We start from the raw sequence: 12,089 nt of genomic DNA, 5'->3' as shown, positions 1-12,089 counted from the left end.
ACCATGAAAGGAAACGCATGGGCTTCAAAAGTTGGATTTATTTTAGCAGCAGCGGGATCCGCCATTGGTCTGGGGGCCATCTGGAAATTCCCGTACACGACTGGAACGAACGGAGGAGGCGCGTTTTTACTCTTGTTCCTCGTGTTTACCTTATTACTTGGACTGCCTGTTTTAATTGCCGAGTTTTTAATCGGTCGTACGAGTGGAAAAACAGCACTTCAAGCGTTCTCGGCACTTGGTCATAAGAAGTTCACATTCATTGGTGTACTTGGTGTCATCGCCTGTTTCTTGTTGCTCTCTTTCTACAGCGTCATCGGAGGATGGGTCTTGATTTATACCATTCTTGGTTTCACAGGTCGCCTGACGACGATGGACAGTGGTGCGCTTGGTGAATTGTTCGGAACGATTTCCGCCTCACCGTTATATGTCATTTCAGGGCAATTGATTTTCCTCGCTTTGACATGTTGGATCGTCTTACGTGGTGTTCAATCCGGTATTGAAAAAATGAGTAAAATCATGATGCCATTATTATTCGTGTGCTTCATCATCCTTGTCGTTCGATCATTGACACTTGATGGTGCAATGGAAGGTGTTAAATTCTTCATACAGCCTGATTTTTCGGTCCTCAACCGAACTTCTGTCCTGAGTGCGCTTGGCCAAGCGTTCTTCTCCTTATCGCTCGGTGTATCGGCGATGCTGACGTATGCTTCCTACATGAAGGAACGTGGCGAGATTAATCGTTCCGCCGCATGGATCGTCGCGATGAATGTCGCGGTCTCATTATTAGCTGGATTCGCGATTTTCCCAGCTGTTTTTGCTTCGGGTCTTGACCCTGCAGAAGGACCGGCATTGCTTTTCATCGTATTGCCGACTGTTTTCAGTCAGATCCAGTTTGGCTCGTTGTTCTTAACACTGTTCTTCCTTCTATTTGCTTTCGCATCGATCACGTCATCGATCGCTATGCTTGAGGTCGTTGTTGCTTCATTAACGGATCGTAAGGAGAATGCGACATCGCGTGATAAAAAGCGGACGACATGGTTCGCGACACTTGCGATTGCGATCGTCGGAATTCCGTCCGCACTCTCGTTCGGTATGTTGAGTGATGCTCAATTCATGGGGAAAACGTTCTTTGACAGCGTTGATTTCCTTGTCTCGAATATTTTAATGCCGATTGGTGCTTTACTGATTTCGATTTTTGCTGGGTACAAGCTCGATCGTACTCTTGTCGAACAGGAACTCGTGACGAGTCCATTCATGAAAAAAATCGTACCTGTGTGGCGTGTGAGTGTTTGTTACTTGAGTCCAATCGCGATTTTGATCATCCTTGTATGGCCATTATTCGGATAATTGATCACTTTTTTAAGGTAGTCGACAATTTTGTCGACTACCTTATTTGTTGTCAAAAGAATCATGCGAAAGAAAGAACGGATAGTTCATTCTTCGGTCTGATGCGATATTTTTAAAAGTATGTTGAAATATAAATACACGAGGCGTAACATTTCGGAAAAACGGGAAACTTTTTGTTAGACGTTACGTAATGTTAAAATAAAGACACGTAAACCTGATAGAAGAATCAGTACGAAGGAAGAGGGGATGACATGAAGTCTTCATGGTGGATATTTGGTTCCATCGGTATGATGTTCGTATTTCTACAATTGGCCGATACGTTCAACTTCTCGGGAATCTTCATCGCTCTTGGTTTGTGGTTCATTTGGAGCGGTTATCGAACAAAACCAGGTCGACGATATCGGACAGAACGGAAATCGACCGAAATTAAGCGAAAAAATGTGAAAAAGAAATTACTACTTGATGACGAAGACGAGTTCGTCGGAAGTGTCATTTTAAAACCGGAACGGGCGACACGCCGATTTGAAGAGACGGATGATTTAGAACTTCAAGTATTGCAACGGACGATCGAAGAAGGATTCACAAAAATCCAGACGTACGATCAAATTGTTCCCTCCATTCGAGATGGTGAAATCAGAAGTGAGATGCGAATCGTTTCGCGTGAAGCACATGTCTTGTTCGAAGAGTTATATGAAAGTCCGCGCGACGTCAAAAAAGTTCGGGACTTCTTTACGTTCTACCTGGATTCCTTATTGTCGATTTCAGAAAAATATGCCGATTTGGAACGCCGTGGTGCTCAAGTTCAATTGGATACGAAAAATCAATTGATTTCGAACTTGAAAATGATCGGACAAAAATTAAAGCAACAACAAACCTTGTTGCTTGAAGGGGATACCGTTGATTTAGAACGGGAACTCTTGACGATTGAAAAGGTGTTGACGCAAGAGACTGAACAACGAAAACAGGAGGAGAGTTACCGACATGACCCATTCTGATAAAGATACATGGCAACAATGGCCTGATGAGCAAGATCAACCGACGATTTCTGATCCGTCGGTCGATCTGAATGTAGCAGAGACACCACCGAAAATGCCTGTGCAACCAGTAGAAGAGATGATTCCTTCAGATGTTCCGTCAGAACAACGACAAAAGATTGAACGTCTACTGCAGGTGATTGATCTTCAAAAAACGGATGCCGTCATGCAATTCGGGGCGCCCGTCCAGCGTGAACTATCCCAATTCTCTGATCAAGTCTTAAGTGAAGTGAAGATGAAGGACGGCGGGGAAGCAGGAAAATTGCTGAGTGACTTAATGCAACGTGTCCGCCAAATGGACCCAGATACACTCCAAGAAAAAAAGAGCTTCTGGTCGAACGTACCGGTCATTGGTCGGGCGAAGAAAAAAGCGGAGACGTACTTCTTACAATACGAGAAGATGAGTGCGTATCTAGAAGAAGTCGTACACAATCTTGATCGATCAAAATTTGGATTGATGAAGGACATCACGTTACTCGATCAAATGTATCAAAAGAACAAGCGCTATTTTGAAGAATTAAACGTCTATATTGCGGCTGGTGAGACGAAAATCGCTCACGTTCGCCAACATGAAATCGAACCGTTACGAACAGAAGTTGAAGTATCGCGGGATCAAACGAAGTTACAGGAATTGAATGACTTGATTCAATTGACGGATCGTTTTGAAAAGAAAATCCATGATTTAAAATTATCCCGAACGATTAGCTTGCAGATGGCACCGCAAATTCGTGTCATTCAACAAAATAACCAAATTCTAGCGGAAAAAATTGAATCAGCAGTCGTCAATACGATTCCACTTTGGAAGAACCAAGTTGTCCTATCTTTGAGTCTGTCGCGTCAAAAAGCAGCGCTTGAAATGCAGAAGGATGTCACCAATACGACGAACCAGTTACTTGAGCAAAATTCGAAGTTGCTGAAGGAATCGTCGATTGAAATTGCGGAAGAAAACGAAAAAGGTATCGTATCCGTTGAATCGTTAAAAGTGGCGCACCAAAACTTGATCGAGACACTGGATGAGACATTACGCATCCAACAAGAAGGAAAACAAAAGCGCCGCGACGCAGAGCATGAACTAGAGCGAATGGAGAATGAATTGAAACAAAAAGTCATCGAAGTCGCCTCAAAAAGCAGAGAATTACCGAATCGACCATACTAAGGAACACGACATTTCGTGTTCCTTTCCTTCATGAAAGGAGAGTTTGAATGAATAATGAAGAGAAGCAGTTGAAATGGGATACGACATGGTTATTATTCGCACGGATGATGGCAGACCGTCATTCAAAATGTGCCTCAAAATCCGTTGCCTGTGTCATCGTCAAAGATGAAAAGCCGATTTCAATCGGAATAAACGGAACACCTAGTCAGCATGTGAATTGCAACGAAATTTACTTAAAGCAAGATGGTATTCTCTATACATCGCGTCCTGACCACCCGATTGTTGAAGAATTGATTGAACGAAACGGGATTCTCTTTTATCGGTGCGAAAATCAGGAAGAACACCATGAATGGTCGAAGCAACATGAGATTCATGCTGAAATCAACGCGCTCGGTAAGCTAGCAGCTGATTCGACGAGCGCTCGTCATGCAACAGCTTATGTCACACATAGTCCGTGTCATGCGTGTAGTTTAGCGCTCATCGCTTCTAAAATCGATCGTGTCGTTTATTCGACAGGTTATGAATATGGGGACGGATTGAATCTCATGCGACAAAGTGGAATCGAAGTCATCCACTTGCCACTCGCAAACGAATATTTTCTTGAAAAAATTTAACGAAAAAGGGTTGTAAACGCTTCCATTGCATTGTATGATGAAATCAAGCATTGCCATGGTAATTATTCACTCTTCCATTCGGACTGATTTTCAATCGAAAATCGGTCCACTTTTTTTTAGAAAAGAATTGACAGACCTTGAATAGTTTGGCATGATGACTATAGAATATGACGAAGCGGAACGCCGCATTTTCATACAAAACCAATCAAGGAGCTGGAATGCCAGGTCGTTGAATGAAAAATCCTGACTCACATGAGTCAGGATTTTTTTTATGGATGAACAAGTGTCGCTTCCTTGAGGCGTTTAGCACGGATAGCACATTTTGTGGCGACCGCACCTGAAAGGATCGTCATGAATCGCTGACAGAGGATGTCTGGTTGCGATTGATGTAAGAATAGTTGATGTAATAGTCGGTTGAATGCGGCGTCTAGCGAAGACAAGTGCCGTTTGATTGCAGTGGGAGACATATCTTGAATTTCTTCTGCTTGATAGCCGGCATCACTTTGGAAAGCAGAGAGGATGAGAAGCTCTGTTTGCGCATCAGCCAACGTTAGCCCTTGTTCTTGGACATAATGACAAGCTTCACGCAATTCATGAATCAACAAATGTTCCAAAGCATATGACGTATGCATTTGATATGGATCGTACAACTGGACAGCTTGCCGAATTTGATCGCGGGTCACGATTTCGGATACCGTCCATTGATCGAGTGTGCCAACAGCTTCACTGTATAGTTGAGTAAGTGGTCGAATCATCGTTTCTCCTCCTTAAGCATAAAATGGACTTCCAGTTTCATCATAATTCATTTAGAAAACGCTTACAATATCTGTTTACTAGTAGTCGTGATGAAATCGTGTCTGCTATGATATGAGTGAAGAAAAAGGAGTGAGATGACGTGATTCAATTATTCAAAGCACTTCCGGAAGTGACGATGCCTTCTTATGAAAATGATACTTTTTCCATCCATCAATCGAATCAACCGATTGGACTTTCGATAGAGACGCTTGTTTCGGGTGAACGAATCGAAGAAGTTTTACTCGTTGCCTCGGGTGAAATCCGCACAGGTCAAACCGGACGAGAATGGCTGCAGTTCACGTTCAATTCGCCCGCTGGATCTTGTAAGGGGAAACAGTGGATCAATCAAGGAACGGCAGAAGAAGGACTTCGTCCATATCTCGAAACACGAATCGTTCGGGTCGAGGCAAAGGTAGAGGAATATCCGCCGCAATCCGGAAACAAGTCATTGACCGTTCAGCGCGTCACTCCGATTCATGACGCCTCACCGACGCAGTTCCTACCACAATTACCAGCAGATGAATCGCTTGAAACGTATCGTGATCAGTTGCTTGGACTAGTCGGTCAACTTGATTCTCCTTACCAAGAAATCGCGCTCTCGATTCTGCGACAGTACTGGGCGGATTTTTCAACACGACCGGCTGCGCTGTTTCATCACCATGCCTATATCGGTGGTTTGCTGAAACATACTGCTTGTATGATGACGATTGGTCGAGGAATTTGTGATAGTGAACAACCATACTTGATGCTACTCAAATGTATTCAAGAAGCAGAAGCCGATCATAAAAATGAACTCTTCCAAGCAGCTGAACGAGAGATACGTCAATTTTCTTGGGATGACAGTTTTGATGCCCTCTATCAAGCGGCAAAAGGGATTGCTCTGTTAGATCAACGACCGAATCCGAATGAGTTGTTGCTCGGTATTTTATTGCACGACATCGGAAAGCTATGGGAGTATACGCATGCGGGTGCATCGACAGATCGTTTTTCAAGACTGTTGCACGTAACAGAAGAAGAGGAAGAACTGGCAGGTATTGCGCTTGATCCGGACGGTGTATTGATGGGTCATATGCCATATGGTTGTTTTGTTCTCGAACAAGCACTTCGAGAAGAAGATATCCGATTACCGCGTGCTGTTTATCACCGTCTCATGCATATGGTATTATCACACCATGGTAAACGCGAGTGGGGATCAAGTGTTACGCCGCAAACGACAGATGCTTGGTATCTTCATGCGATTGATCTACTCGATGCACGAAAAGAAAAATGGCGTCAGCAACAAGGACGCTAAGGAGTGAAATCATGCAAGACAAAATACGTACGACCGTCATTACTGGTTTTTTAGGTGCCGGTAAAACTACGCTACTCAATCATCTCGTTTCTCAACCGACAGAAAAGTTTGCCTTGCTCGTCAATGAAGTAGGTTCTGTTCATATTGATGAAGCATTGATTGAACGAAGTGACGAAGAGATGATCGAATTGACGAATGGCTGCATTTGTTGTTCGATTCGCGGCGATTTACGGGATGCGTTGCTACGGATCGCAAAACGCCGTCGAGATGGGGAGCTATCGTTTGATCGATTATTGATTGAGACGACAGGTGTCGCTGATCCAGGACCGATTCTACAGACATTCTATTTTGAGCCAGCTGTTGAACAGTCCTATCAGATTTCCAGTGTCGTTACGGTCATCGATGCGTATCACTTGGAACGTCAACTGACGTTCCAAGAAAATGTGAAACAAATCGGCTTTGCTGACGTCCTGATCTTGAACAAAATGGATTTGATTGACGAGTCAAAGCGCGAAACGTTGTCCGCTTTACTGCGCGAACGAAATCCTTCTGCAGCTATCATTGAAACGGAACAGGCTCAACTTGAATCGGATCGACTGTTTGAAACGTTCCATTTTCCAAAAGAAGAGCAAGTACGACTCAGTCAACAAACGGATCAGATTCATCAGTCGGTTGAGGATTTCACGGCATTGACGATCGTCGAGGAACGACCCTTGAACCGGAATCGATTCGGAATGGTCCTACGTGAGGTGTTAGAAGCGTATGCGGAAGATCTTTATCGCTATAAAGGGATCATTCATTTTGCAGATACGGATCGAAAGGTCATTCTACAAGGTACTGGCATGATTTATGGAACAGCGATCAGAGAACCATTTAGTGAACAACCAAAGACGACGCTCGTCTTCATTGGGAAAGGGCTAGATGAACAAGCGATACGAAAAGGAATCGAGGCGGCAATTGAACATGGTTGAACTTTATTTTGACGGTACGGTCCGTCCTTCAAATGATGAAGCAGCGGTTGGGCTTTTCAGTAAAAATTCCGAGGGCGAAGTCACGGAAAAAATGTATCAAATTCAAGCGATCAATAATCATGAAGCAGAATTTATTGCTTTTGCGAAAGCCGTCGAGTGGGCGCATGAACTGATCGCACAAGGCGAGAGCGTCATTTCGTTTCGGACGGATTCAGAAGCAGTTGCACTCGCGGTCGAACGTGAATTCGTCAAGAACAAACGAACGCAGACGATCTTTGATCCAGCCTTCACGCGTTATCAACTCTTACCACTTGCCTTCGTAAAGTGGATTCCACGGTCGGAGAATAAAGCAGATCGTGTCGCACGAGAGGCGTTACGATTATACGAAGCATGATTCACAACAAACACCCCTATCCTCATGGTAGGGGTGTTTGTTCATGTTCGATGCGCTCAATCAAAATTTGGTCGACGCGTCGTCCGTCTAAATCAACGACTTCAAACCGGTACGGTCCAATTTCGACAGTACTCCCACGGGAGGGTACATCACCTAACGTATATAGAATTAAACCAGCAACCGTATGATAGGCGTTCAACTGTTCACCGGGTAAGTCTTCTGTATAACCGAGCGTCCGCTTTAAATCATCGATGTGCAATAGACCATCCGCTAGGAAGGAGCCATCCTTTCGCATGACGAGTTCCGGTTCTTCCTCGACGCTTGAAATTTCGCCAACGAATGCTTCGAGGATGTCGAATAAGGTGATCATGCCGAGGAAACCACCGTATTCATCAAGAACAAAGGCGATTGATACTGTCTCTTTGCGCATCCGTTCAAGCAAGACGGTTGCTTTTAATTGACGGGGAACGATCAGTGGTGACTGAATCAGTCGTTCAAGTTCCTGGACAGGTCGTTCCGTTGATAGCACCTCTTTCGCATCGATGAAACCGACGAAGTGATCCAAGTCACCATGACCAACCGGTAAGTTTCGATGTCGCGCTTGCCGGAGCTCTTGTAAAATCGTGTCGGAGTCATCCGCTAAGTCAATCCATTCGGTAACGGTACGCGGCTCCATCAGTTCGTAAGCGTACAAATCATGAAAATCAAACACACGAGAGACTTGCTCCGCTTCAGACCGATTGAAGGTTCCTTCTTGCGTACCACGAATCAGTAATTGCCGAACTTCGTCTTCTGTCTCGTCTTCTGTTTGCAGGCGATCCAGACCAATCAAACGGAAGATGGAACTCGTCGACTTACTAAGGACCCAAATGAATGGTCGAAGCACGATCGAGAAAAAACGCATCGGTGGGGCAAGCCACATCGTGACCCGTTCTGGACTGACAAGGGCGACACGCTTAGGAACGAGTTCACCGATGACGAGCGAAATATAGGTAATGATCGTCACGACGAGAATATAGCCAATCGTACTGGCATAAGGGGCGAGCAACGCGAATTGAGCAAGCCAATTGATGACTGGTCCTGAGAGAGCAGCACCACCAAAGGCACCATTGACGATTCCGATTAACGTGATGCCGACTTGAACGGTCGATAACAGATCGGTTGGTCGATCGAGTAACTCTAACGCAACATGGGCTGACTTTTTACCATCATTCGCTGCTTTCTCTAATTTCGACCGTTTGGAGGAAAGCAAAGCGAGTTCGGTCATCGCAAAAATTCCGTTTGCTAGAATCAAAAGCAGTACAATCGTTAAGTTAATCAACCACATGAAATCTTCACTCCTTTTTCGATAATAAACTATTCCCCAAAACTGTCTCTCTCATTCCCATTCTGTCTACTTTTGCGTTAAACTAAAAGAGAAATAATCAAAAGGGGGAATTTGTTTATGGAATACCGTGTAGAACGTGACACGATGGGGGAAATTCGTGTACCAGAAGCGCAGGAATGGGGCGCACAAACACAACGTAGTCTAGAAAACTTTAAGATCGGAACGGAAAAAATGCCGATTGAAGTCATTCGTGCCTTTGCAGTCCTGAAAAAAGGAGCAGCGCTTGCGAACCGCGACTTAGGCGTGCTCGAGGCAGAAAAAGCGGGTGTCATCGCTGAAGTATGTGACGAGATCATCGCGGGGAAATTCGATGATGAGTTTCCGCTTGTCGTTTGGCAAACGGGTTCAGGTACACAGTCAAATATGAACGTCAACGAAGTGATCGCTCGGGTCGCGACACGCAAGTTGAAAGAACAAGGCAGTGAGACGACGATTCATCCGAATGATGACGTCAACAAATCACAAAGTTCAAATGATACATATCCGACAGCGATGCATTTAGCGGCGAAGACAGTCTTGTTGGAATCACTATTCCCAGCAATCGATGCTTTGCATGCGACACTTGACGAAAAAGCGAACGCGTTTGCAGATATCGTCAAGATCGGACGGACACACTTGCAAGATGCTACACCCATCACACTCGGTCAAGAAATCAGCGGTTGGGTCCGGATGCTTGCACTTTCGAAGCAAATGATCGAACGGACGCTTGATCCGTTAACGGAATTAGCAATCGGCGGTACGGCTGTTGGAACGGGCATCAACGCACATCCTGAGTTCGGTGATTTGGCTGCGCAAAAGATGAGTGAAGAAACGGGATATGAATTCACGAGTGCGGAAAACAAATTCCACGCCCTAACAAGCCACGATCAACTCGTCTTTACGCATGGTGCGGTCAAAGCGTTAGCGATGGACGCGATGAAGATCGCAAACGACGTTCGCTGGCTCGCATCAGGTCCACGAGCAGGGATCGGCGAAATCACGATTCCAGAAAATGAGCCGGGAAGCTCAATCATGCCTGGGAAAGTCAATCCGACTCAAAGTGAAGCGTTGACGATGGTCGCTGCGCAAGTCCTTGGAAACGATGCGACGATTGGTTTTGCTGCAAGTCAAGGAAACTTCGAACTAAACGTCTTCAAGCCGGTCATCATGTATAACTTCATACAATCCGTTCGCTTACTGACAGACGCCTTGCATTCGTTCAATGACCACTGTGCGATCGGAATCGAACCAGAACAGTCCGTCATCGCTGAGAACGTCGAACGTTCGTTGATGCTCGTCACTGCACTCAACCCGCACATTGGATATGAGAATGCGGCGAAAATTGCAAAGGCAGCCCATCAATCCGGGTCAACCTTAAAAGAAGCAGCACTTGCGACTGGTCTACTAACAGAAGAACAATATGAACAATGGATCGTACCAGCAGATATGGTCCGTCCGAACTTAAAAGCGTGAGTTGAAAAAGCGGGGGAATTCCCTCGCTTTCTCTTTATCCGAGGACGGTTCTTCGGATGTATGGAAAGAGAGGGGATTGGATGGAACGGAGTCGAAAACGGATAGAAAAACAACTGCAACAGACGATCATCATGGTGGAGACGTTACTTCGGATGCCGACCGTGCCACGGACAGAATTGCTCGCATTAGCAAGCTGGCTTGAAGGGCTCGGGAGAGAGGAACTGTTTAAAGGACTTGCCGATCAAGTGAGTCGGGAAAAAGCGACGTGGGAACAAATGAATGCGGTCATCACTCAGCCGATCGTTAAAGAATTACTGCGGCCAATCGTCGATCAGTTGTCTGAACGCTCACGCGCCAATCGGATTCGAAAAGAATTGGTCGTCACTGTGACAAGACGTTTTCTTGAGAATATCAAATGGAAGAAATCGCTCGAACAGGAGCGCTATATGTCACGATTCTTCAGTTCGGTGGAAGACACGTTGTCGATATCACATGATATTGCTATGGATGCTGTCATCATCGACCATGCATCTATCGCGGAATCCTTAGAGTTGACTCAAAAACTGATCAAACAAATGGAGTCAGCATTCGTTCCCGTCATCATCGTAGGTCCGAACCGGTCTGACATTCGTCAAGTCAGCTATGAGATGGGAGCTGATGACTACTGGGATGAGACAGTGACGAATGAAGAACGACATGTTCGTCTAGCGAGACTATTACGAAAATTAAGGGTCGTATCTTCGACGATCTTGGTCGATGAACTGACGGGAGCTTATAACCGGAAATACCTCCAAAGTGCCTATGATCGTCGCGTAGCACGTCTCGAACGTGAACAGCGGACATTTGGGTTAGCGATTTTTGATATCGATCATTTTAAGCGGATCAATGATTTACATGGACATCCAACGGGGGATTTGGTCCTCTCCGAACTAGCTACCGTCGTTCAACAAGCCGCTCGTCTCGATGATGAATTCATTCGTTTCGGTGGTGAGGAATTCATCTTATTGTTTTCAGCAGAAACAGTACCGCAAGCAGTTGCGAGTATGAATAAAATTCGCGAGCGTGTCGAGCGCCATATTTTTGCGAACGGATTAAAAGTAACAGTTTCGATTGGTCTCTCCTTTGCTTTTGATCTCCACACATCCCTGGCGCAAGCAACAGCAGAGGCAGATGAAGCTCTATATCAAGCGAAACGTAATGGTCGTAATCAAGTGGTGTCCTATTCGACAGCGATATCGATCGAAAAAATACCAGTCTATATCCGTGTCGAGGAAGGATTCCTTAAACAGGTACATACGCTTGATATGCCGGATCATCCGAAATACCATATTGAGGTGATTCCGCTAGATGATCAACGGACGTCGCCAATACAATTGGCGATTCTTTCACTCGATCAGTTAGCAAGCGAGAACTTTGTACGATTAGAGGAGTGGAGACAACAACGGGAATCGATCATTGATGCTTTGGTCGTGACAGATCAAGAAGACGATCGTTTAGCCAAGGCGTTATCATGCGGTGCGACAGACTATATCATGACCTCACAGATCGATTCTGATATGGAGGAATGGATTGCTGAATGGATCATGCAAATTCCTTAAAAAAACAGCCACATTTGTCCGTCATACGGAGCAATGTGGCTGTTTTTTAG

At 45.2% G+C, this 12,089-nt stretch carries 11 protein-coding genes; 9 read left to right on the top strand and 2 right to left on the bottom strand.

Annotated elements, in window-relative coordinates; all coding sequences use genetic code 11:
- The first annotated feature begins 3 nt into the window (after window positions 1-3).
- The 4 genes from KNQ08_RS06330 (at window position 4) to KNQ08_RS06315 (ending at window position 4,151) form a co-directional block, all read left to right on the top strand.
- Window positions 4-1,347, top strand: a complete 1,344-nt coding sequence (locus tag KNQ08_RS06330) for a sodium-dependent transporter (protein WP_214805123.1) — start codon at window positions 4-6, stop codon at window positions 1,345-1,347.
- Window positions 1,348-1,598: 251 nt separating this feature from the next.
- Window positions 1,599-2,342 (top strand): 5-bromo-4-chloroindolyl phosphate hydrolysis family protein, encoded by a 744-nt coding sequence (locus KNQ08_RS06325; RefSeq protein WP_050677413.1) that lies wholly within the window; start codon window positions 1,599-1,601, stop codon window positions 2,340-2,342.
- Entirely contained in the window at window positions 2,329-3,537 is a 1,209-nt protein-coding gene (locus KNQ08_RS06320) for a toxic anion resistance protein (RefSeq protein ID WP_149427564.1), read from the top strand. The genes KNQ08_RS06325 and KNQ08_RS06320 overlap by 14 nt, the downstream gene beginning before the upstream one ends.
- A gap of 47 nt (window positions 3,538-3,584) precedes the next feature.
- On the top strand, window positions 3,585-4,151 hold the full coding sequence (locus tag KNQ08_RS06315) for a deoxycytidylate deaminase (protein WP_064299687.1): 567 nt from the start codon (window positions 3,585-3,587) through the stop codon (window positions 4,149-4,151).
- A gap of 269 nt (window positions 4,152-4,420) precedes the next feature.
- Here the strand turns inward: KNQ08_RS06315 and KNQ08_RS06310 are convergent, their stop codons facing one another.
- Complete coding sequence (locus tag KNQ08_RS06310) at window positions 4,421-4,906, bottom strand: hypothetical protein (protein ID WP_064299688.1); 486 nt, start codon at window positions 4,904-4,906, stop codon at window positions 4,421-4,423.
- Window positions 4,907-5,046: 140 nt separating this feature from the next.
- On the opposite strand from KNQ08_RS06310, the gene KNQ08_RS17025 reads away from it, so the two are divergent.
- Genes KNQ08_RS17025 through KNQ08_RS06295 form a run of 3 tightly spaced genes read left to right on the top strand, consistent with a single transcriptional unit; the run spans window position 5,047 to window position 7,602 of the window.
- Entirely contained in the window at window positions 5,047-6,237 is a 1,191-nt protein-coding gene (locus tag KNQ08_RS17025) for an HD domain-containing protein (RefSeq protein ID WP_214805121.1), read from the top strand.
- Window positions 6,238-6,248: 11 nt separating this feature from the next.
- The gene (locus KNQ08_RS06300; RefSeq protein WP_023468590.1) at window positions 6,249-7,208 is read left to right on the top strand and encodes a CobW family GTP-binding protein; all 960 of its coding nucleotides are present in this window, start codon (window positions 6,249-6,251) and stop codon (window positions 7,206-7,208) included.
- Window positions 7,201-7,602, top strand: coding sequence for a reverse transcriptase-like protein (locus KNQ08_RS06295; RefSeq protein ID WP_214805119.1), 402 nt, complete (start codon window positions 7,201-7,203; stop codon window positions 7,600-7,602). Before KNQ08_RS06300 ends, KNQ08_RS06295 begins: the two co-directional genes overlap by 8 nt.
- Window positions 7,603-7,624: 22 nt before the next feature.
- Here KNQ08_RS06295 and KNQ08_RS06290 read toward each other — a convergent pair whose 3' ends face one another.
- Window positions 7,625-8,929, bottom strand: coding sequence for a hemolysin family protein (locus KNQ08_RS06290; protein WP_133207471.1), 1,305 nt, complete (start codon window positions 8,927-8,929; stop codon window positions 7,625-7,627).
- A 117-nt stretch (window positions 8,930-9,046) separates the two neighbouring features.
- Here KNQ08_RS06290 and fumC point away from each other — a divergent pair, with 117 nt between their 5' ends.
- Complete coding sequence (fumC, locus tag KNQ08_RS06285) at window positions 9,047-10,441, top strand: class II fumarate hydratase (protein ID WP_214805117.1); 1,395 nt, start codon at window positions 9,047-9,049, stop codon at window positions 10,439-10,441.
- Window positions 10,442-10,521: 80 nt separating this feature from the next.
- Complete coding sequence (locus KNQ08_RS06280; protein ID WP_214723528.1) at window positions 10,522-12,039, top strand: GGDEF domain-containing protein; 1,518 nt, start codon at window positions 10,522-10,524, stop codon at window positions 12,037-12,039.
- Window positions 12,040-12,089 lie beyond the last annotated feature (50 nt).

The sequence above is a fragment of the Exiguobacterium sp. s46 genome (genome assembly GCF_018618875.1).
Classification (GTDB): domain Bacteria; phylum Bacillota; class Bacilli; order Exiguobacteriales; family Exiguobacteriaceae; genus Exiguobacterium_A; species Exiguobacterium_A abrahamii.
Note: the sequence above shows the minus strand (reverse complement) of the source record. Positions and strands in the feature narration are given on the sequence as shown.